We start from the raw sequence: 19,954 nt of genomic DNA on the forward strand, positions 1-19,954 counted from the left end.
GTCATATGACCCAGGACAGGCGCGGCGGTGGCCGCAGATCGAGACTGGAACGTGGCGGCGGCGGCATCGCGCAACTGCCCTGGCAACATGTGGAGAACCCCTATCCGCCCATGCAGCTTCTGGATGAGGAGCGGATGGAGCGGCTGCATGACACGTCGATGCGCATCCTTTCCGAACTTGGCATCCGCGTCATGAGCGACCGGGTGATGGACCTGTTCGCCGCCGCAGGCGCCATCGTCGACCGTGAGAACAAGACCATCAGGATCGACGAAAGCCTGGTGCGCGAAGCGTTGCGCGCTGTGCCGTCGTCCTTCACGTTGACCAGCCGCAATTCGGCAAAGCAGATCCATCTTGGCGGCAATTCGCTGGTGTTCGGCCTGGTCGCCGGCCCGCCCAATGTCCATGACCGGATCAATGGCCGCCGCCAGGGCAACCTTCCCGACTACCAGAACTTCATCCGGCTGGCGCACCATTTCAACGCCATTCACGTCATCGGCAACCAGGTGGTGGCGCCGATGGAGCTGCCGGCCAATTCGCGCCATCTCGACACCTACTATGCCAACCTGACGCTGAGCGATCTCAGCTTCCACTGCACGGCGATCGGCCGCGCCAGGGCGATGGACGGGATCAACATGATGGCGATCGCGCGCGGCATCAGCGTCGAGGAGATGCGCGCCTCGCCGGGGGTGACGACGATCATATCGATCAACTCGCCGCGCCTGTTCGACGACGCCATGGCCGAAGGCCTGATCGCGATGGCCGAGCACGGCCAGCCGGTGACCGTCACCCCCTTCACGCTGATGGGGGCGATGACGCCGGTGACGCTCGCGGCGGCACTCTGCCAGCAGAACGCCGAAGCGCTGTTCGGCGTGACGCTGACGCAGCTCGTCAATCCGGGCACGCCGGTGATGTACGGCGCCTTCACCTCCAACGTCGACATGAAGTCGGGCGCGCCGGCCTTCGGCACGCCGGAGAACGCCAAGGCCAACATCATCGCCGGCCAGTTGGCGCGGCGCTACAACCTCCCCTACCGCACCTCCAACGCGAATGCGTCGAACGTGGTCGACCTGCAGGCGGCCTATGAGACGGAAATGGCGACGTGGGGCGCGGTGCTCGGCGGCGCCAACCTGATCTACCATGCGGCCGGCTGGCTGGAGGGCGGGCTGACAGCTTCCTATGAAAAGCTCGTCCTCGATGTCGAGATCCTGCAGAACATGATGGAGTTTTTGCGCCCGTTGCCGTTCGAGGAGGACGATCTCGGCTTTGAAGCGATCAAGTCGGTGCCGGCGGGCGGTCATTTCTTCGGCGCCGAGCACACCATGTCGCGGTACACGACCGCCTTCTACCAACCGATGCTGTCCAACTGGCAGAACCATGGCGCCTGGGAGGAGGCTGGTGGCAAGGATGCACTCGAACGGGCCACCGAACTCTGGCAGCAGGCGCTGCATGACTACGAAGAGCCGGTCATGGACGCCTCGGTCCGCGAAGAGCTCGACGCCTATGTTGCGCGCCGTCGCGAAGAGATCGCCGCCAATCCGGAAGGTTAGTGGCCGCACTTCCGAAGTCAGAAGAGGAAATGTCCCGATGCTCTATGACCTCGTCATACGACATGCGACGCTGATTTCAGGCGACGGTTCGAGGCGTTTCGAGGCCGATCTCGCCGTCGCCGGCGACAGGATCGCCGCCATCGGCGAGTTAGGCGATGCGCGCGGCGCGCAAGAGATCGACGCCGCGGGCAAGATCGTCGCGCCGGGCTTCATCGACGTGCATACCCATGACGATGGCGCGCTGCTGGCGCCGCATGGCATGGACCCGAAGATCAGCCAGGGGGTGACGACGGTGATCGCCGGCAATTGCGGGATAAGCTTGGCTCCCTTGCTACTGGACAGCGCACCGCCGCCGCCTTTCACCTTGGTTGGCGGACAGGAGAATTTCCGCTTCGATCGCTTCGCCGATTACGTCGCCGAGCTCCGGCAACACGGCATCGCCACCAACGCGGCCTTGCTTGTCGGCCACACCACCTTGCGCCAGCGGGTCATGCCGGTCACCGACCGTGCCGCCAATGAAGCGGAAACGGCGCAAATGCAGCAAGCGGTGGCGCAGGCGATGGCCGAGGGCGCGTTCGGCCTCAGCACCGGCCTCGACTATCCGCCGGCCGTCAAGTCCTCGACCGCCGAGGTCAAGGCGCTGGCGGCGACGGCGGCAAGCCTCGGCGGGCCCTATGTTACCCATACGCGCAATTACTTCGAGACGATGGATGAGGCGATCGAAGAGGCCATCGACATCGCCGGCCATGCCGGCGGCAAGCTGTTCATCTCCCACCACCAATGCACCGGCCGCGCCAATTTCGGCAAGAGCGGACCTTCCCTGAAGCGGATCGACCGCGCGCGGAAAACCATGGACATCGGCATGGATGTCTACCCCTATGCCGCAAGCTCCACTGTTTTGCGGCTGGAGCGCTGCGACACCGGACTGAAGGTCCTCATCACCTGGTCCACGCCGCATCCCGAGATGGCCAATCGCGAAATTGCCGACATCGCCCGCGAATGGAATTGCAGCGAACGCGAGGCGGGCCGGCGGCTGTTGCCGGCGGGCGCCGTCTATTTCCAGCTCGACGAGAACGATGTGCGCACCATCCTCGCCCATCCGCGCAGCATGGTCGGGTCAGACGGCCTGCCGCATGACATCCACCCGCATCCACGCCTGTGGGGTACGTTCCCGCGCGTGCTCGGCCACTATGCCCGCGATGTCGGCCTGTTCAGTCTGGAAGAGGCCGTGCATCGCATGACTGGCCTGCCCGCGAGCGAATTCGGCATCCAGCAGCGGGGCACGCTGGCGGTTGGCAATTTCGCCGATCTTACGATCTTCGACCCGGAGACGGTGATCGACACCGCGACCTTCGAGGCGCCGCGCCAGCCTGCCGCCGGCATCGAGCATGTCTTCGTCAACGGCATATCCGTTTGGCGCTACGGCAAGGCGACCGGCGCGCTACCGGGCACGGTGCTGCGTCCATCGTCAGCAGCAACCATCGGAGGCGGATGTGGCGCCCATCACAAGGCTTCATAAAGCCGGTCGACGGTTTCCAGCGTATAGGTGAACTCCACCGGCCGCGTGCAGCGCCAGCCGTCAAAGGGCTGGCCGGCCAGCGCCTTCAGCGCCTCGGGCATGCGCAATATGCCGCCGCCAAAGAGACGGTTGGCAATGTCGAGCATGCCGGTGCGGTGCATGGCCTCACTCATGCTGCCGCAGGCATCCTTGACCAGCCAGACCCGAAACCCCTGATAGACCGCGTCGAACACGCTCTCGGTCACACAGCTGTCGGTCAGCACGCCAGCGACCATCAGGTTCTCGATCCCAAGTGCTTCGAGGCGCTGCGAAAGATCGGTCCTGCGGAAAACGCTCGGCCAGTGCTTGTGGATGACGATGTCGCCGGGCAGCGGCGCCACCTCGGCGCAGATGCCGGCGCCGGCGCTGCCCGCCACTGCGGAGCGGAATTCCTCGGTCAGGATCTCCTCCTGCCTTGCGTAGCCCTTGCGCTCTTCCGGTTTGACCCAGGCCTGAGCATGGATGATGGGCAGGCCCGCCGCACGCGTAGCGGCGATCAGGCGGGCAGCATTGTCGAGGACCGCGTCGTAACCGACGACCGGCCAGGCGGCACCAGGGCGGTATTCGTTCTGCAGGTCGATGGCGAGCAGAGCTGATTTGGCGAGATTCATGGATGCCCTCGGTCGAAGTCGGTGACGAAGCGGAAAAGCAGACGGATCGCCTGATCGAGATCGGCGATTTCCATGCTTTCATGCGGATTGTGGCTGCCGTTCTCATTGCGCACGAACAGCATGGCGCTGGGAACGCTGGCGCCGGCAAAGGTGGCCGCATCATGCCCGGCGCCGCTCGGCACATGGGGCACGCGCATCTGCATGTCCTGGGCGGCGCGATCGAGCCCGACGATCAGCGCGGGCGCCATGGTCGCGGGCTCCCAGGTGAACCGTGGCCCGGCTTCGAACACCACTCCACGTTTGGCACCGACTTCGGCGAAGAGCGCTTGAAGCCGCGCCTCGATCCGTTCCAGCACCGCAGCCTCCGCGCTGCGTACATCTAGCGTGAAGCGAAGTTCGCCAAGCACGCGGCTGCCGCCATGCTGGCTCGGATCGGATTGTACCCGGCCGAAGGTGATGGTGGCCTCGTGGCCTTCGCGCTCGAGCGCGTCCCATTCCGCTTCGAGGCCGGCGACCAGATCGGCAAAGCCAAGCACGCTGTCATGCCTGGCGAAGCGCGGCTCGGCGCCGGAATGGCCATAGGCGCCGAGGCAGGTTGCGTCGACATAGCGAAAGCCGCCGGCGATGCCGGTGACGATGCCGACCGGCACGCCGGCGGCGACCAGCCGCGGGCCCTGCTCGATATGGACTTCGATGAAAGCCGCGATACGGCTGGTGTCGATCCCCGACACGCCGCGCCTGACAGCGTCGGGATCGAAGCCTTCCTCCAGCATGTGTTCGGCCAAGGTCCGGCCGCTGTCGGATCGCCTTGCCTCGAGTGCTTGCGGCTCCAGCAGGCCGAGTGCGGCCTGGCTGCCGGGATAGGACAGAGGAAACCAAACCGCCTCCTCGGCCCGCGTCACCATCAGGATCAGATCGCGCGCGGGCTGTATCTTCTGGCCGACCAGTTCGGCCATCACCGCAAGGCCCGCGACGACACCGGCAGCGCCGTCGAAATTGCCGCCATGCGGTACGCTGTCGAGATGCGAGCCGATGACGATCGCCGGCAGGTCAGGGTTGCGGCCTTTCAGCGTCAAATAGAGATTGCCGGCCGCATCGACGCGCGCCGTGGCGCCGAGCTTTTCCGCTTCCTTGCGGACGAGGTCGTGGGCAAAACGCTCGCCGGGACCGTAGGCGACCCTGGTTATCCCAGGTGCATCGGTCGTGGCTTCCGCTAGTCTTTCCATCACGCGCCCGGCAAGCCTGCCGCCTGCCGTCAGGCTGGCGGTTGTCATGACGCGGAAGCCTTATGGAGGCCAGCACCCCGCAGCCGTTGCGGGGTGAGATCCGACAGCGCAACGCCTTGCCTGGCGACATCGTCCGGAAGGCCGCCGCCGCCGATCAGGCTGGCGCAGACGCGCGACAGCGCGGGCGAGGTCTTGATACCATAGCCGCCCTGCCCGACCAGCCAGATAAACTCGGGAACCTCGTCATCGGGCCCGACAACCGGCGAGCCGTCCGCGACGAAGGTTCTGAGGCCGGCCCATGAGCGCGACACGCGCTGCACTTCGATCGTGGTCGCCTGGCCCAAGCGCTCGGCGCCGATGGCGACATCGATATCCTCGGGATAGGCGTCCATCGGCACTGAGGGCGTCGCATCGGCCGGCGAGACCAGCAACTGGCCTGCATCCGGCTTGAAATAGAATTCGGCGCCGACATCGTTGACCAGCGGCCACTCGGTGATGTCGACCCCGGTGGGTGCAGGGATGTTGAAGGCGGTGCGGCGCTTCGGCAGCAGTCCGATCGGGCGCACGCCGGCCATGACGGCGATCTCGTCACCCCAGGCGCCGGCTGCATTGACGAGCCTCGGTGCAAGGAGCGTTCCTGCTGGCGTTTCGACCCTCCATTGGCCGCCTTGCCGGTCGATCGCCTCGACGCCGGCATCGGTGACGATCTTGGCCCCGCGAGAGCGGGCACCGCGCAGATAGCCCTGGTGCAGGCCGTTGACGTCGATATCCATCGAATGCGGTTCGATGTAAGCGCCCGCCAGATAGTCAGCGCGCAGCACCGGCACGCGCGCAATTGCCTCGGCAGGCGTCATTGCAACGATCGAAGGAACCAGCGCCCGCGCTGCCTCTAGCTCCTGGTGCAACAGGTCGAGCTGGTCGCTCCGCGCCACCGTGATCATGCCGCGCTTGGCCAGCAGCGGATAGTCCGAGAAGCCGGTGGGCGGCTCGGTCAGGAATGCACGGCTCGCCAGCACGATCCGACGGATGACGCCGTTGCCGTAGTTTTCGGTGAAACTCGCCGCCGAGCGACCGGTGGTGTGGTAGCCGCAATGGCTTTCCCGCTCGAGCAGCACCACTTTGGCGGAACGGGAGATCTCGAAGGCAGCGCCGGCGCCGGCTATGCCGCCGCCAATGATGATCACCTCGGTTTCGTCGGTGGCACTCATGTAAGCCCATCCCTCAACATGGCTGCGCAGCTTTGCTCCCGCCGCGCGGCACAGGACGCGGCTCGCCGAGCCGTCCGCGCCGGGCGCGATCGCGGGCGCCGCGACCCTCGGCGAGATTGTCGGCCAGCGAATTCTGACGGGCACAATCCTCCAAAGCCAGGTCGGTCACCACCGGCACCGGCTTGCCTGCAATCTCCATGCCTTTCAGCCGCGCCCAGACCGCGCGGCGTTTGCGCTGCTGATGCGATTGCAATTCGCTGAGTTCGGCGAAGCTGGTCTCGCGCTTGATCGCCAGTGCGCCGGCGGCAACGGCTGCATCGAACAGCTCCAGGCCTCGCCTTGTGCGCACGATGATGCCGTTGAGCGCTTCATCGTCAACCGCCGGACCGCCATTCAGCCAGGCATCTGAGGCGACGATGTCGGCCACCTGGCCGATCGCGTCGGGACAGATCTTGCAACGCGGCTGGATCATCCACTTGTCCTCGTCTTCCCACAGTTGCCGGTAGGTGAGTTCGAAGGCGCGGCCATCCCTGGTTTCGATTCGATTGAGGCCGGGGTTGCCGTGCCCCCGGTAACGGAACAGAGCGAGCTCATCCTCGCGCAACCCAAGACGCTGTAGCACCTGTTCCGACTTCGACAGGTCCGAGGCGCCGCCGCAGACGAAGGCCAGCGTATAGCGCATGTGATCATCGACGCGCGGATCGAGCCGCGCCAGATTGCGCACGGCGGTGATGTCGCAAGGCTTGGCAATCAGCGCGAAGGCCTCGCCGCGATCGAGGATTTCGCTGAAATCCGCCAGCGGCGCGACCGGGCCGTAGCGCGACCCCGCGCCTTCGAGAACCGATGCGGCATCGAAGCTCAGGCGCTGCTCACTGCGCATCGGAGCCGATCGTAATGCAGATACGTGCAGGATGAACTTGACGCGCCCGGAGCTCAGCATGAACTGGCCAAGCGCCGTCAGCACCCCGCCGCTTGATCCGCGGAACCGCACTTCAGGATCCTCGGCATGGCCGAGCGCCAGGCGTTCGGCGGGGCCCCAGACAGGGTCCGTCAACGCGGCATCGCTTGCTTGCGCCTGATCCGGGCCTGCAATCCGCGTTCCCGGGCAAACCGCGTTGATCTGTGTCAGGGTCGAATGACCCAGCGCCTTGCGGGCGACCGGCCGGACGCGTCCTTCCGGCGTCATGATCATCTCGATCTCACTCGGACCGGTGAGCGAACGGCAGAGCCCACAACCGATGCAAAGCCCGTTCTCGACGATGTCGTTCAGAGACAGCGGAGCGGCCGGCGGAACCGTCATGCCGCACAGCCCTGAGCTTGATTGCGGCTCATCTCAGACACCCGATGCCGCCACGGGTTCGCTGATGAGACGGTACTGATCGGGCCGGCGATAGAGCGCGAAGTCGAAATTCACCCTCCGGCAGGTGGCGATGAGGTCGAGGTCGGCACGATGGACGATGACCTCGTCGTCAAGCGAAAGCGCCTGCGCTGATATCTCGCCGGTCGGGGCGATGATGCAGGAACCGCCGATCAGCGCCTGGCCGTCTTCGCGCCCGGCCTTGGCGGCGGCCGCGACCCACAGCGTGTTCTGATAGGCGCCGGCCTGCATCGGCAAATGGTTGTGGAACATGCGCAGATGCGCCAGCGCCGGCGCCTCGTCGAGCAGCAGCGGCGTGTTGTAGCCGATCAGCACCACCTCCGCGCCGTTCAGGCAGAGCATCCGGTAGGTTTCCGGCCAGCGGCGGTCGTTGCAGATTGCCAGACCGACGCGGACGCCGCGATAGTCGAAGACGGGGAAGCCGAGATTGCCCGGTTCGAAATAGCGCCGTTCCAGATGGGTGGTCGTGCCCTCTTCCGGCTCGCTCGACCCCGGCACATGCATCTTGCGGTAGCGGCCGATGAAATCGCCGTCCGGTCCGATCAGGTCCATGGTGTTGAAGCGGCGTATCCGGCCGTCTTCGTGCGCGAGTTCGCAGTAGCCGAGCGCGAAGCCGATCTTGAGGCGGGCGGCCGCGTCGTAGAGGCGCTGTGTTTTCGGCCCCGGCATCGCGCTTTCGAAGAAAGACTCGATCTCGACGGTATCATCGATGCGCCAGCGCGGAAAGAAGGTGGTCAGCGCCATTTCGGGGAACACCGCAATCTCGGCCCCGGCAGCAGCCGCCTGCTCCAGCAACTGGACGAGGCGATCGACAGTCTCGGCACGCGAGGCGCTGCGCTGGATAGGCCCGGTCTGGCAGACCGCGATGGTCAGGAATCTAACCATGGCGTCTTCTCCTCGACAGGTTTTCCAGAAAGAGCTGGATCGGCGGCGGTGCGCGCCAGGAAGCGTCCGAAACCCGGCTGCACCTGCAGCGCGCCGTCAGCGACTACCGGCACCCCGCGCACCAGAACGTCGGTCGGTTTACCGGTCACTGTCCGGCCCTCGTAAGGGGTGAAGTCGACACGCGAATGCAAGGCGGCATGGCCGAGCGTCCAGCGGGCCGTCGGGTCCCACAGCGCCAGATCGGCATCGAGCCCAACGGCGATCCTGCCCTTGGCGTGCGCAAGTCCATAGATCGATGCGGCATTGCGCGAGGTGAGATCGAGATAGCGGCCAAGCGTCAGACGACCTGTCAGCAGCCCTTCCGAAAACAGCAGCGGCAAACGCGTCTCGATGCCCGGAATGCCGCTCAGCGTGGTGTTGAAGGCAGGCGTTTGCGATCTGCCGATCTTGTCCGCGAACCAGTATGGCGAATGGTCCGAGGACCAGAGATCGATGCCGCCATCGATCAGTGCCTGCCACAGATGCTCATGGCTACGCGGCGAGCGCGGCGGCGGCGAGAAGACGAAACGCGCCGCGTCCATGGCCGGGCGGTCGAGATCGGCCGAGCCGACAAACAGATATTGCGGGCAGGTCTCGGCGATCGCATCCACCCCTCGCATGCGCGCCCGCGCCACTTCTTCGGCCGATTGCCAGGAGGAGACGTGGACGATGGTCATGCGCGTGCCGGTCATTTCGGCGAAGGCCAAAGCGCGATGCGTGGCCTCGCGCTCCATGGTCTCGCTATGGGCAACGACGTGGTAGCGAATGTCGGTGCGGCCGAGATCGATCAGGCGCTGGCGCGTTCGCCGGATGGCAGCGTCATTCTCGGCATGGACCATGACGATCCAGCCAAGGCCATGTGCGGCATCGAGTATCCGGAAGAAGAGATCGTCGTCGACGGCGAAGCCCTCATAGGTCATGAACAGCTTGACCGAGGCGATGCCGCGCCCCGCCAGTTGAGAGAGCTGCGCCTCGACATCGGCGCCGGTGCCCATAGTCACCACGGCGTGCAGTCCGTAGTCGATCACCGCGCGTCCCGCGGCGCGGTCGAGCGCACGATCCACGGCACCGATCGTCGACATATCAGGACCCGGCATGCCGAACGGGATGATGCAGGTCGTGCCGCCGAATGCCGCCGAAATGGTGCCGGACTCGAAGTCGTCGGCATTGCCTGCCCCGCCCCAGACCGGCTGGTCGAGATGGCAGTGGGCGTCGATACCTCCGGGCATGACCCAGCGGCCGCTGGCGTCCAGCAGCGCCCTGCCGGACAGGCCGTTGCCGATGGCTGCTATGCGGCCGTCATCGATGCCGACGTCGCATTCGACCCAGCCGTCGTCGATCGCAACCCGTCCGCCTTTGATTGCCAGCTCATGCATCTCGTTTTGCCCGCCTAAAATTCCGCCCTAGGCGACAGCCGCCGTCACCATGATCTCGACGCGGTACTGGTCCCCGGCAAGGCGCGCTTCCACCGTCGCTCGTACCGGCATCGCACTGCGGTCGATCCAGGCATCCCATGCCGAATTCATCATGTCGAAATCAGCAATGTCGCGCAGCCAGATCTGGGCACTCAGCAGCCTGGTCTTGTCGCTGCCGGCCTTGGCCAGACAAGCATCGATCTTGGCAAGGATCTCGCGCGTCTGCGCGGTGGTGTCGCCGGAAAGGTCGTCAGCGGTCAGGCCGGCCAGATAGACGGTGCCGTTGTAGCGGAGCACTCGACAGAAGCGTTGGCCGTTTTCAAGACGTTCAATCGTCATGCAGTTTCCTCCTTGGCGGCTTTCGATCCTGGCAGATTGACTATGGTACGGAGCGGACAAAACGACTGTAAAGCCTGGGAAGCGGCAAGATGCTGCTTTCTGCATTTCGGATGGCCAAAAAAATTGACGCCATAGCCGTGTCAATCTTCGCTTGTGACACGATTGGCGAGGTGTAGCTTTCGTCTGGGAGAGCAGCAGCCGCTGATCAGCGGCACTGCCAAGGGGAGCCGCCGCAATGCATGAAAGTCCCGCGTCGGTTATCGGCCCCGTTTGCGATTCCCGATGCCTCTAGCTGGCTGACGGCGGCATTCATGGGGCCAATCGCTCAAACCGCAATGCGCTTCTGGCGGAATGCAGAGCGCTCCCGCGCCTTGCTGCCGATCATGGCCAGCATCTGCCTCGCCTGCATCGGCAGCGCCATGTTGACGACCGCGGTCTCATTCTACCTCGGCAAACCCGGCATCGCCCCGGAGGTCGTCCAGACCGTGCTGACAGCCTATCCAGTCGGCTTTCTGGTCGGATGCCTGATGACGCGGCCGCTGGTCGCCCGCTACGGTCATGAGCGAACCTTCGCGTTGATCCTGGCAACCGCGTTGCTATCGGCCGCGGGCTTCGTCTTCACCGACTTCGTGCCGAGTTGGTTCTGCTTTCGGCTGCTCGGCGGCATGTCGATGGCCTCGATGTTTGTTGTCTGCGAAAGCTGGATCAATCTCTATGCCGAGCAGCACAATCGCGGCGCGATGTTCTCGATCTACATGCTGACGACGGCCATCGCGGTGCTGCTCGGACAGATCCTGGTTGCGCTGGTCGGTCCGAGGTCGCCGCATCTGTTTTCCGTCGCCGCGGTGATGGTGCTTTTGGCGTTCGTGCCCAAAGTCGCCGGCCTGCGCTGGCCGGCACTGCCTTCCGTTCCGGCCGAGCCGGCGCCAACGATCGGAGCAAGGGCCGCACGGCTCGGGCCACTGGCGCTTTTCAAACTGGCGCCGGTGACAGTCGTCGCCATTTTCCAGGCCGGCATCACCAACATGAACATCTTCGTGCTGACGCCGATCTATGGGACACAGATCGGATTGTCGGCATCAGCCGCGGTCTGGTTGGTCACAACGGTGAGCATTGCCGGCATGCTGGCGCAGACGCCGGTGGGCTGGCTGTCGGACCGGTTCGACCGACGCGTGATGCTGCTGGTGCAAGGACTCCTGGCGGTGACGGCCTGCGCCTCGATCGCATGGGTCGGCACTCTTTCCGTGCCGCTGCTGTTCGTGTTGTTCTTTCTCTATGGCGCGACCGCGCTGACGATCTATCCGGTGGCGATGGCATTCGCCGCCTCGCAGCTGCCCGTCCGGCACATGGTCGCCGCCTCCGGCACACTTCTCTTGCTCTACTCGATTGGCAATGTGGCGACGCCGGGCGTTGCCGCAGGGCTGATGGTGCATCTCGGGCCGCCGGCAATGTTCCTGCTGCTCGGCGGCGGGGCGGTGCTGGTCACGCTCGCGGCCTGCTACAATCTTCTACGCCGGCCGGCCTCAGCACCGATCGCGCAAACTGTCGAGGAACAGGTTTGATGACGGACAATCCGGCAATGAACCGCCTGAAAGGCAGCGTCATCCTGATCGCGGGCGCAGCAAGTGGCATTGGCGCGGCCATTGCCCGGCGCTGCGTCGCCGAAGGTGCCAGCGTGGTCTGCGCCGACCATGATGCCGCGGCGGCGCAGACACTTGCCGACGGGCTCGGTTCCTCGGCAGTGGCTTGCCGTTGCGATGTCACCGACATCAACTCCGCCCGAAATGCCGTAGAGATCGCGAGAGAGCACTTCGGCCGATTGGATGGGCTCGTGCACAACGCCGCCGCGCCATCGACAGGCGCCACCGTCGTCGATCTCGACGAAAGCTCCTGGCGGCATGAGATCGACGTCAGCCTGACCGGCGCGTTTTTGATGAGCAAGTTCGCGGTGCCATTGATCGCGGCAAGCGGCGGCGGTTCGGTGGTGTTCATCGGCTCGCAATTTGGACGCGTCGCCACCACCAAGGCGGTTGCCTATTGCGCCGCCAAGGCAGGGCTCATCCACCTCGCCAAGGCGATGGCGGTCGACCACGCAGCCGACAAGGTGCGCGTCAACAGTCTGTCGCCCGGTGCGGTGGCGACCACGCGCCTGTTGCGCAGATTTCCAGACTTCGAGGCGGCCAATGCGGGTCTGGGACCGGCGCATCTGCTTGGCCGGATCGCTGAACCGGAAGAAATCGCCGCAGCAGCGGCTTTCCTGCTGTCGTCGGATGCGTCCTTCGTCACCGGCAGCGACATGCTCGTGGACGGCGGCTATGCAACGCGCTGACCTCGATATCCCTTGGCCACTTTCACAGGAGTTCACATGACGCTGCTTGTCACCGGCGGTACCGGCTTTGTCATGAGCGTGGTAGCACGCGAATGGCTGGACCGCGATCCGCAAGCCCGCGCCGTCATTCTCGACCGCTCGGGGCTCGATGCGATCGCGGAGAAATTCTTCGCGCCGGTGCGCGACCGGCTCACGGTCCTCACCGCCGACATACTCGAGCCGTCCGCATGGGCGGCCGCGCTCGATAAATACGGCATCAGCGCCATTGTCCACGGCGCGACGGTCACGCCGAATTCGCGCCCGAGCGACCCGAAACAACCGCCCGAGGCCGAGAACCCCAGCACCATCGTCGACGTCAATCTGATGGGCACGGTGCACATGCTGGAATGGGCGCGCAACCGTCCCGGCATCAAACGCTTCGTCTATGTCAGCTCCGGTTCGGTCTATCGCCATAATGGGCCGGATTGGAGTGGCGAACCGCTTCCCGAGGACGGCCATGTGGCGCCGCTGACGCTTTACGGCATCTCGAAATTCGCGGCCGAAATGGTCACCGACCGCTACGCCGACCTGTTCGGTCTTTCCGCCATCTCGGTGCGGCTATCGTCGGTCTACGGCCCGATGGACCGCGTGACCGGCAGCCGCAACGTCCGTCATTTGCCAAACCGCGTCGCGCATATGGCGCTGGCCGGCGAGACGATCCGGCCGAACAGCCTGGAGCCGCTCGGCGACTACGTGCTGTCGAGCGATGTTGCCCGTGCCATCATCGCCCTGCTCGATGCGGACCGCCTGCGCTACCGTCACTACAACATCGGCAGCGGCGCCACGCAGACCGTCGGCGACTTCATCGGCTGGGCCGCCGAGCGCTTCCCCGGCCTGAACGCCGAGATCAGCCCGCCCGAGACGGCGAACATCATCATGAACGCTGCACTGAAGACCGGCATGTGGGGCGAATACGACCTCGCCCGGATCGAGCGCGACACCAACTGGCGGCCGACGCCGGCCAGAGAGGCTTTCCACGACTACATGGACTGGATCGCCGCCAACGAGGTTTGAGGAGGACACCATGCCAACCGATCACCAGCATGCGCAGCCGCGCGACTTCGTCGGTTACGGTCCGCGCCCGCCCTTAATGACCTGGCCGGGCGGCATCAAGCTCGCCATCAACCTCGTGCTCAACTATGAGGAAGGATCGGAGTACTCGTGGCTGGAAGATGGCCGCAACGACAATTGGGGCGAGTACAATCTCGCTAGCAGCCCACCGGTGCGCGACCTCGGCACCGAGACCCATTTCGAATATGGCAGCCGCGCCGGTGTGTGGCGCCTGGCGCGACTGTTCGACCGCTACGGCATTCCGATCACCATCTCGGCCTGCGCCGTGGCGCTGGAACGCAATCCGGCTGTGGTCGAATGGATGAATGCGCGCGGGCATGACCTGCTCGGCCATGGCCTGCGCTGGGTCGACTACGCGACGATGGAGCGGAGCGAGGAAGAGCGCCAGCTGCACGAGGCGGTCGCCCTTTACGAAAGGCTGACGGGCAAGCGCCCGGCCGGCTGGAACTGCCGCTCGTTCCCAAGCGTGAACACGCGCGACCTGCTCGTGCGCGAGGGCGGTTTTCTCTACCACTCCGATCCCTGTAACGATGACCTGCCCTATTTCCTCGACCACCAGGGCACCGAGGTGCTTGTCGTGCCCTATTCCAAGACCCTCAACGACAGCCGCTATCTGGTGGCGCCGGGCTACAGCAATCCGCGCGACTTCGCCGAGGATTGCCGCTCGGCGATCGACTACATGCTCGACGAAGCGGACGAGACCGGGGGCCGCATGCTGACGATCGGCATCCATGCGCGCTGGATGGGCCAGCCCAACCGGGCGTCCGGACTGCGCGAAGTGATCGAGCACGTGAAGAAGAAACCGGCCGCCGCTTTCATGCGCCGCGAAGACATCGCCCGGTTCTGGCTGGAGAACCATGCCGGCTTCGAGCGGCGCGGCTGACGGCATGTTCGAAACGCTGATCCGGGGAGCCACCATCGTCAACGCCGAAGGGCTCGACCGGCGCGACGTGGGTATCGCCGGCGGCCGGATCGTGGCGCTCGTCGCGCCCGGCGAGACGGCTTCGGCCAGGATCGTCGTCGACGCCTCGGGCAGCTTCCTGTTGCCCGGCCTGGTCGACGCGCATGCGCATCTGCGCGAGCCGGGTCTGACGCACAAGGAGGACTTTTCCTCCGGCACGCATGCCGCAGCACTCGGCGGCGTGACGACGGTGCTTGACATGCCGACCGACGAGCCGTGGACGGCCAGCGCCGGAGAACTTTCCGACAAGATGGCCATGGCCGAAGGGCGTATCCATGTCGATGTCGGCTTCCAGGCCGTGATCAGCCACGACCTGTCGCTCGTCCCTGGCCTGCTCGAGTTGGCGCCGGTGTCGTTCGAACTGTTCACCGCCGATGTGCCGGAGGCTTTCCTGTTTCAGACATTGGACGCGGTTACCGAGGCCCTCAGGAATTTTGGCGATGCCGATACGCTGATCGGCGTTTCGCCGGGCGATCAGTCGATGCTGACCGACAGCAATGCGCGCCACAAGGCGGGGACCATCGCGGCCTTTCTCGACAGCCGGCCACCGCTGGCGGAAGCCGGCGGTATCGCGCGAGCCGTTCTTGCCGCCGCCTCGACCAACACCCGAATCCATGTCCGCCAAATCAACTCGGAACTGGGCGTAAAAATCTGGAGCCGACTGCGCGATCTGGCCGATGCCAGCGTCGAGACCACGCCGCAGAACCTGTTGTTCAGCGCCGGCGACTACGAGACGCAGGGCGCAGCGCTGAAAGGCTCGCCGCCCTTGCGATCGCGGCAAGACGTCGATTGCCTGCGCGCAGCGCTGAAGGCCGGGCTGATCGACATCGTCGCCACCGACCACGCGCCGCACGCACCGGCCGAAAAGGCCGCGTCCTACGCGACTTTCGCCGACATCCCGGGCGGCATGCCGGGGCTGCAGACGCTGCTTCAGGCGATGCTGAAACTCGTCGACGAGGAACTGATAACGCTTGCTGATGTGGTGCGTATGTGCGCGCGCAATCCGGCGAAGCGCTTTGGGCTCGGCCAGCGCAAGGGACGAATCGCTGTTGGCTGCGACGCGGACATCTTGATCGTCGACCCGCGGAAATCCAGCGCCATCGCCAACGGCGATCAGGTATCGCGCGCGGGTTACACGCCGTTCGATGGCTGGACCGTCAAGGCGCGGCTGACCAATGTCTTTCTGCGCGGGAAAGAAATCGTTCGCGATCAGGTGTTGATCGATCCCGCACAAGGAAAGCCTGTTCGTCGAGAAAGCTGAAGAAACAAGATGCCCCTGCTCAAGGACAAGGTCGCGATCGTTACCGGCGCAAGCTCCGGCATCGGCCGCGCTATCGCGCTCAACTTCGCGGCGGAAGGCGCCAGCGTCGTCATCGCCGATACGGTCGAACTGCCGATCGAGGGTGGCGAGAGCACCGCCAGCCTGATCCAGCAGGCCGGCGGAACGGCCATGCATGTCGCAACCGACATTTCGGACTGGAATTCGGTCGATGCGCTGGTCGCCACCACCGTGGCGCGCTTCAGCCGACTGGATGTGATGGTCAACAACGCAGCCGTCTACACCAGCACCAATCTCGTGCAGACCTCGCCGGAGCAATGGAACCGTGTGATCGGCGTCAACCTGACAGGGTTCTTCTACTGCTGCAAACGCGCCGTCCTGCAGATGCTCACCCAGGCGCCGGTCAACGAGGTTCGCGGCCGCATCATCAACATTTCCTCCCAGCATGGCATGGTCGCCTGCCCCGGCGATTTTCCCTATTCGGTGAGCAAGGGCGGCATCGTGCAGATGACACGGCAGATCGCGGTCGACCACGCCGACGATCTGATCGTCTGCAACGCTATCGCGCCCGGCAAGATCATCACCGGCAAGCCGGGCGTGGCCAACGACCCTGACGCGCTCGACTATTCACGCCGGCGCACGCCGTGGCCACGGCTTGGTGCCCCGAGCGACGTTGCGGGCGCCGCCCTGTTCCTCGCCAGCGACATGGCAAGCTACGTTACCGGCATCAACCTGATGGTGGACGGCGGCTGGATGGCGGGCTGACGGAGGAAGACTAAGCCCGCCCCTGCCAGTGGGCGCGCTCGATCACTGGATCGATCTGGCGAAAGGCTGCGGTGTTGAGGCGGCACGTTGGAAAGGCATTCCTTGTTGAACTTGTCATCCCTTAGCTGGTGAAATCACGCCCTCGCCCGACGCCGGGAGGAGCCACCGTCGTCCGCGGCCGGGTCACTGGCAGCGGACCGGTTTCCATCGAGCCAGGTACACTTATCGGCGGAGCCAAACGGTTGGTCGGCATCACTGCCGGTAGCCGCGCCATGTTGGAGCAGCCTGTCCGCTTCGTCGAGGTTTCCGGCATCAGACCCACCATCGACCGTGTCTTCCCGTTCGATGAGGCACCGGCCGCCTATAGTCATCTGGCGGCCGGTCAGCATTTCGGAAAGACCGTCATCGAAATCAGCGCATAGGGACGATCAAGCCGAACGGCGGATTCGCCATCACAATCTAACGGCGGGCTTCAGGAGATCTTCGAGGCCGATGCGACGGAACATCTCGGCGCGGACGCGGTCCGCAACGCCGTTGACGATCTCGGCGCCGTCCTGAGACGGATCGACGTGGACGCGGAAGGGCCGCCGGCCGAAGGGCCTGCCGACGACGTCGATGATGGCGACGGCAACCTCGCCGGCATCGGCATCGGCAGGCTCGAGCGAGGCGAGCCCCTGCAACGCTTGCTCAGGCACGCCTTTGTAGGGGCCTTCATTGTATTCGGCTGCCCGCGCCGTATCGGCTGGCGAGCCGGAATGGGCGAAGTGGTTGGTTCCCTTGGTGAAGGCGCCCGGCACAATGATCGAAGTCTCGATACCCCCGGCGCGTCAGCTCGGCCGCATAAGAGACGGCAAGCGAATCCATGGCGGCCTTGGCAGCGAAATAGGGCGACAGATAGGGCGGCGTACCGCCGCGTGTGCTCGAGGAGGAGACCCAGACAACAAGGCCCGTGCCGACCTTACGCATGTGTGGCAACGCCGCGCGGTTCACACGCTGGGTCGACAACACATTGATGTCGTAGAGTTCGGCGAGCTGCTCCGGCGTAAAGGCCTCGGCAGGACCGAAGGACATATGTCCCGCGTTGTGGATCACGACATCAAGCCGGCCCGTGTCTGCGATGATCGTGGCAATGCCTGCCTCAACCGAGGCGTCGTTGGCGACATCGAGCTCGACGGTACGGAGGTCGACACCGTTGTCCTTGGCGAAGACAGCCGCGTCGGCTACGGCCTTGGCGTTGCGGGTCTGTGTGGCGCGGATGCCGGCATAGACAGTATGGCCGGCCTTGGCGAGAGCGCGGGCGGTGAGCGCGCCGAAGCCGCTCGAGGCGCCGGTGATGACGATGACGTGCTTGCTCATCATTGTGTTCCTTTCAGTTGTTCTTTGGGGTTTTAAGTTTGAGGGCGATGGCTCTCGCCATCGCCGCTTCTTCAAATCAGATCACGCCGCCGTTCGCGCGCAGCGTCTGGCCATTGATCCAGGCGCCATCCGGGCCTGCGAGGAAGGCGACGACGGCGGCGATGTCGGCTGGCGTGCCCAGACGTTCCAGCGGATTCATCTTGGCCATACGCTCGACCAGTTCGTCCGACTTGCCGTTGAGGAAGAGGTCGGTCCCAGTTGGTCCGGGCGCCACCGCATTGACGGTGATGCTGCGGCCACGCATCTCCTTGGCCATGATCGCCGTCAGCGTCTCGACGGCAGCCTTGGTGGCGGCATAGACGCCGTAGGTTTCAAGCTTTAGGCCAACGACTGTAGTCGAGAAGTTGATGACACGACCACCGTTGCGCAGGCGCTTGGCTGCTTCGCGCAGGGTGTTGAAGGTGCCCTTCAGGTTGACGTTGACCTGGCGGTCGAAATTGACATCGTCGGCACTGGCGAGCGCAGACAACATCATGATGCCGGCATTGTTGACCAGAACGTCGATGCCGCCAAAGGCGGTCTCCGCGCTGTCGAACATGCGGCGCACGGCATCGGCATCGGCCACATCGGCCTGGGCGGTAATAGCTTTGCCGCCAGCCTGCTCGATCTTGCGGACCACCTCTTCAGCCGCAGCCGCGCTGCCGGCATAGTTGACGATGACGGTGAAGCCATCCTTGCCGAGACGCTCGGCGATCGCGGCGCCGATGCCGCGCGAGGCGCCGGTGACGATGGCGACTTTGTTATTTTGTTCGGACATTGCCTTCTCCTTTGAAAAACGACGCATCAGTGCGTCGGGATAAGGGTGGTTTACATGTGGCCTTCATGCGGATAATTATCCAATATCTGGCATCACTTTCCGACAATCGCGAATAATAGACATGGATCGATTTGACGCCATGCGCGTCTTCACCCGCATCGTGGAGCGCCGCAGCTTCACCCTGGCCGCCGAGGATCTGGGGCTGCCGCGCTCGACCGTGACCGACGCGGTCAAGCGGCTCGAGGCGCGCCTCGGCGTGCGCCTGCTCCAGCGCACGACGCGCACAGTCAGCCCTACACTCGACGGCGAGGCCTATTACCAGCGTTGCCTGACGATCCTCGCCGATATCGAAGATGCCGAGGGCGCTTTTGCCGGCGCAAAGCCGAAGGGGCTACTGCGCGTTGATGTCCATGGTACGTTGGCCCGGCATTTTGTCCTGCCGAACCTGCCGGATTTCCTCGCGACTTATCCCGAGATCCAGTTCTACATGAGCGAGGGCGACCGGCTGGTTGACCTCGTCCGTGAAGGCATTGATTGCGTGCTGCGCGTGGGCACCCCGCAGGATAGCGATATGATAGCGCGGAAAGTTGCGCTGCTCGATGAGGTCACGCTGGCGTCACCATCCTATATCGCCGCCTATGGGATGCCGAAACACCCGCACTCGCTGGATGGGCATCACATGATCGGCTTTCGCTCATCGGCAACCGGGGGCTTGCTCCCGCTGGAGTTCTCGGTCGACGGCGATGTTCACGACGTGACTCTACCCGCCACCGTCTCGGTCAATGCGGCGGAGAGTTATCTGGCGGCGGCGAAACAAGGACTGGGCCTGATCCAGATCCCACGCTACCACGCCGAACACGCCCTAAGAGCTGGCGAAGTGGTCGAGGTGCTTGCGGGGTTCCCACCGTCCAGCACGCCCGTTTCGGTCCTCTATCCGCGCAACCGCCAACTCTCGCCACGCGTACGCGTGTTCATCGACTGGCTCGGCAGGATTTTCGTGCAAAGCGCTTAGTTTCATTCCAGGAATTTGCGGCACGAGCAGATCTGCCGGATTTCGATATCATTGCACTCCATGGAATCTGGAGTTGGGTTTCGGAGTAAGTACCGGCGTGCAGGCCCTTCGGCTACGTC

Annotated in this window: 18 protein-coding genes and 1 pseudogene; 10 read left to right on the forward strand and 9 right to left on the reverse strand. The window is 64.6% G+C overall.

The window, feature by feature from the left end; all coding sequences use genetic code 11:
* Nucleotides 1-5 precede the first annotated feature (5 nt).
* Nucleotides 6-1,547, forward strand: coding sequence for a trimethylamine methyltransferase family protein (locus ACFFNA_RS13865; RefSeq protein WP_378919016.1), 1,542 nt, complete (start codon nucleotides 6-8; stop codon nucleotides 1,545-1,547).
* A 37-nt stretch (nucleotides 1,548-1,584) separates the two neighbouring features.
* Nucleotides 1,585-3,066, forward strand: a complete 1,482-nt coding sequence (locus tag ACFFNA_RS13870; RefSeq protein ID WP_378919018.1) for an N-acyl-D-amino-acid deacylase family protein — start codon at nucleotides 1,585-1,587, stop codon at nucleotides 3,064-3,066.
* Here the strand turns inward: ACFFNA_RS13870 and ACFFNA_RS13875 are convergent.
* From ACFFNA_RS13875 to ACFFNA_RS13905, 7 genes are read right to left on the reverse strand one after another with little or no spacing between them, the layout of a single operon-like run.
* The gene (locus ACFFNA_RS13875) at nucleotides 3,051-3,716 is read right to left on the reverse strand and encodes a cysteine hydrolase family protein (protein WP_378919020.1); all 666 of its coding nucleotides are present in this window, start codon (nucleotides 3,714-3,716) and stop codon (nucleotides 3,051-3,053) included. The genes ACFFNA_RS13870 and ACFFNA_RS13875 overlap by 16 nt on opposite strands.
* A complete protein-coding gene (locus ACFFNA_RS13880; RefSeq protein WP_378919022.1) occupies nucleotides 3,713-4,990 on the reverse strand; it encodes a Zn-dependent hydrolase in 1,278 nt (425 codons plus the stop codon). The genes ACFFNA_RS13875 and ACFFNA_RS13880 overlap by 4 nt, the downstream gene beginning before the upstream one ends.
* On the reverse strand, nucleotides 4,987-6,150 hold the full coding sequence (locus ACFFNA_RS13885; protein WP_378919024.1) for an NAD(P)/FAD-dependent oxidoreductase: 1,164 nt from the start codon (nucleotides 6,148-6,150) through the stop codon (nucleotides 4,987-4,989). The genes ACFFNA_RS13880 and ACFFNA_RS13885 overlap by 4 nt, the downstream gene beginning before the upstream one ends.
* 13 nt (nucleotides 6,151-6,163) lie before the next feature.
* A complete protein-coding gene (locus ACFFNA_RS13890; protein WP_378919026.1) occupies nucleotides 6,164-7,450 on the reverse strand; it encodes a Coenzyme F420 hydrogenase/dehydrogenase, beta subunit C-terminal domain in 1,287 nt (428 codons plus the stop codon).
* Nucleotides 7,451-7,483: 33 nt separating this feature from the next.
* Nucleotides 7,484-8,413, reverse strand: a complete 930-nt coding sequence (locus ACFFNA_RS13895) for a nitrilase-related carbon-nitrogen hydrolase (protein ID WP_378919028.1) — start codon at nucleotides 8,411-8,413, stop codon at nucleotides 7,484-7,486.
* Nucleotides 8,398-9,828: a dihydropyrimidinase gene (gene hydA / locus ACFFNA_RS13900; protein WP_378919030.1), complete on the reverse strand. Its 1,431-nt coding sequence runs from the start codon at nucleotides 9,826-9,828 to the stop codon at nucleotides 8,398-8,400. Before hydA ends, ACFFNA_RS13895 begins: the two co-directional genes overlap by 16 nt.
* Nucleotides 9,829-9,855: 27 nt before the next feature.
* Entirely contained in the window at nucleotides 9,856-10,206 is a 351-nt protein-coding gene (locus ACFFNA_RS13905) for a RidA family protein (RefSeq protein ID WP_111543127.1), read from the reverse strand.
* A 383-nt stretch (nucleotides 10,207-10,589) separates the two neighbouring features.
* Here ACFFNA_RS13905 and ACFFNA_RS13910 point away from each other — a divergent pair, with 383 nt between their 5' ends.
* From ACFFNA_RS13910 to ACFFNA_RS41385, 7 genes are all read left to right on the forward strand, one after another.
* Nucleotides 10,590-11,768 carry an MFS transporter gene (locus ACFFNA_RS13910; protein WP_378919032.1) on the forward strand — a complete coding sequence of 393 codons (1,179 nt, stop codon included), beginning with the start codon at nucleotides 10,590-10,592 and terminating at the stop codon, nucleotides 11,766-11,768.
* Nucleotides 11,768-12,535 (forward strand): SDR family NAD(P)-dependent oxidoreductase, encoded by a 768-nt coding sequence (locus tag ACFFNA_RS13915; protein ID WP_111543125.1) that lies wholly within the window; start codon nucleotides 11,768-11,770, stop codon nucleotides 12,533-12,535. The genes ACFFNA_RS13910 and ACFFNA_RS13915 overlap by 1 nt, the downstream gene beginning before the upstream one ends.
* 36 nt (nucleotides 12,536-12,571) lie before the next feature.
* Nucleotides 12,572-13,588, forward strand: coding sequence for an NAD-dependent epimerase/dehydratase family protein (locus tag ACFFNA_RS13920; RefSeq protein WP_378919035.1), 1,017 nt, complete (start codon nucleotides 12,572-12,574; stop codon nucleotides 13,586-13,588).
* A 10-nt stretch (nucleotides 13,589-13,598) separates the two neighbouring features.
* Nucleotides 13,599-14,528: an allantoinase PuuE gene (locus ACFFNA_RS13925; protein ID WP_111543123.1), complete on the forward strand. Its 930-nt coding sequence runs from the start codon at nucleotides 13,599-13,601 to the stop codon at nucleotides 14,526-14,528.
* Nucleotides 14,503-15,867, forward strand: coding sequence for a dihydroorotase (locus ACFFNA_RS13930; RefSeq protein ID WP_378919037.1), 1,365 nt, complete (start codon nucleotides 14,503-14,505; stop codon nucleotides 15,865-15,867). Before ACFFNA_RS13925 ends, ACFFNA_RS13930 begins: the two co-directional genes overlap by 26 nt.
* 9 nt (nucleotides 15,868-15,876) lie before the next feature.
* Nucleotides 15,877-16,650, forward strand: a complete 774-nt coding sequence (locus tag ACFFNA_RS13935; protein ID WP_378919039.1) for an SDR family NAD(P)-dependent oxidoreductase — start codon at nucleotides 15,877-15,879, stop codon at nucleotides 16,648-16,650.
* Nucleotides 16,651-16,892: 242 nt separating this feature from the next.
* On the forward strand, nucleotides 16,893-17,072 hold the full coding sequence (locus ACFFNA_RS41385) for a zinc-binding dehydrogenase (RefSeq protein ID WP_465264490.1): 180 nt from the start codon (nucleotides 16,893-16,895) through the stop codon (nucleotides 17,070-17,072).
* A gap of 30 nt (nucleotides 17,073-17,102) precedes the next feature.
* Here the strand turns inward: ACFFNA_RS41385 and ACFFNA_RS13945 are convergent.
* Nucleotides 17,103-18,006: pseudogene (locus ACFFNA_RS13945) on the reverse strand (SDR family oxidoreductase).
* A 76-nt stretch (nucleotides 18,007-18,082) separates the two neighbouring features.
* Complete coding sequence (locus tag ACFFNA_RS13950) at nucleotides 18,083-18,823, reverse strand: SDR family oxidoreductase (protein WP_378919043.1); 741 nt, start codon at nucleotides 18,821-18,823, stop codon at nucleotides 18,083-18,085.
* A gap of 121 nt (nucleotides 18,824-18,944) precedes the next feature.
* Between ACFFNA_RS13950 and ACFFNA_RS13955 the strand changes: the two genes are divergently transcribed.
* Nucleotides 18,945-19,835 (forward strand): LysR family transcriptional regulator, encoded by an 891-nt coding sequence (locus ACFFNA_RS13955; RefSeq protein ID WP_378919045.1) that lies wholly within the window; start codon nucleotides 18,945-18,947, stop codon nucleotides 19,833-19,835.
* The last annotated feature ends 119 nt before the right edge of the window (nucleotides 19,836-19,954 follow it).

The sequence above is a fragment of the Mesorhizobium kowhaii genome, from assembly GCF_042431665.1.
Classification (GTDB): domain Bacteria; phylum Pseudomonadota; class Alphaproteobacteria; order Rhizobiales; family Rhizobiaceae; genus Mesorhizobium; species Mesorhizobium kowhaii.

What these genes read in the sequence shown, in the direction of transcription:
- ACFFNA_RS13865 (WP_378919016.1), top strand. Translation starts at nt 6, where the DNA reads ATGACCCAGGACAGGCGCGGCGGTGGCCGCAGATCGAGACTGGAACGT.
- ACFFNA_RS13870 (WP_378919018.1), top strand. Translation starts at nt 1,585, where the DNA reads ATGCTCTATGACCTCGTCATACGACATGCGACGCTGATTTCAGGCGAC.
- ACFFNA_RS13875 (WP_378919020.1), bottom strand. Translation starts at nt 3,716, where the DNA reads ATGAATCTCGCCAAATCAGCTCTGCTCGCCATCGACCTGCAGAACGAA.
- ACFFNA_RS13880 (WP_378919022.1), bottom strand. Translation starts at nt 4,990, where the DNA reads ATGACAACCGCCAGCCTGACGGCAGGCGGCAGGCTTGCCGGGCGCGTG.
- ACFFNA_RS13885 (WP_378919024.1), bottom strand. Translation starts at nt 6,150, where the DNA reads ATGAGTGCCACCGACGAAACCGAGGTGATCATCATTGGCGGCGGCATA.
- ACFFNA_RS13890 (WP_378919026.1), bottom strand. Translation starts at nt 7,450, where the DNA reads ATGACGGTTCCGCCGGCCGCTCCGCTGTCTCTGAACGACATCGTCGAG.
- ACFFNA_RS13895 (WP_378919028.1), bottom strand. Translation starts at nt 8,413, where the DNA reads ATGGTTAGATTCCTGACCATCGCGGTCTGCCAGACCGGGCCTATCCAG.
- hydA (WP_378919030.1), bottom strand. Translation starts at nt 9,828, where the DNA reads ATGCATGAGCTGGCAATCAAAGGCGGACGGGTTGCGATCGACGACGGC.
- ACFFNA_RS13905 (WP_111543127.1), bottom strand. Translation starts at nt 10,206, where the DNA reads ATGACGATTGAACGTCTTGAAAACGGCCAACGCTTCTGTCGAGTGCTC.
- ACFFNA_RS13910 (WP_378919032.1), top strand. Translation starts at nt 10,590, where the DNA reads ATGGCCAGCATCTGCCTCGCCTGCATCGGCAGCGCCATGTTGACGACC.
- ACFFNA_RS13915 (WP_111543125.1), top strand. Translation starts at nt 11,768, where the DNA reads ATGACGGACAATCCGGCAATGAACCGCCTGAAAGGCAGCGTCATCCTG.
- ACFFNA_RS13920 (WP_378919035.1), top strand. Translation starts at nt 12,572, where the DNA reads ATGACGCTGCTTGTCACCGGCGGTACCGGCTTTGTCATGAGCGTGGTA.
- ACFFNA_RS13925 (WP_111543123.1), top strand. Translation starts at nt 13,599, where the DNA reads ATGCCAACCGATCACCAGCATGCGCAGCCGCGCGACTTCGTCGGTTAC.
- ACFFNA_RS13930 (WP_378919037.1), top strand. Translation starts at nt 14,503, where the DNA reads ATGCCGGCTTCGAGCGGCGCGGCTGACGGCATGTTCGAAACGCTGATC.
- ACFFNA_RS13935 (WP_378919039.1), top strand. Translation starts at nt 15,877, where the DNA reads ATGCCCCTGCTCAAGGACAAGGTCGCGATCGTTACCGGCGCAAGCTCC.
- ACFFNA_RS13950 (WP_378919043.1), bottom strand. Translation starts at nt 18,823, where the DNA reads ATGTCCGAACAAAATAACAAAGTCGCCATCGTCACCGGCGCCTCGCGC.
- ACFFNA_RS13955 (WP_378919045.1), top strand. Translation starts at nt 18,945, where the DNA reads ATGGATCGATTTGACGCCATGCGCGTCTTCACCCGCATCGTGGAGCGC.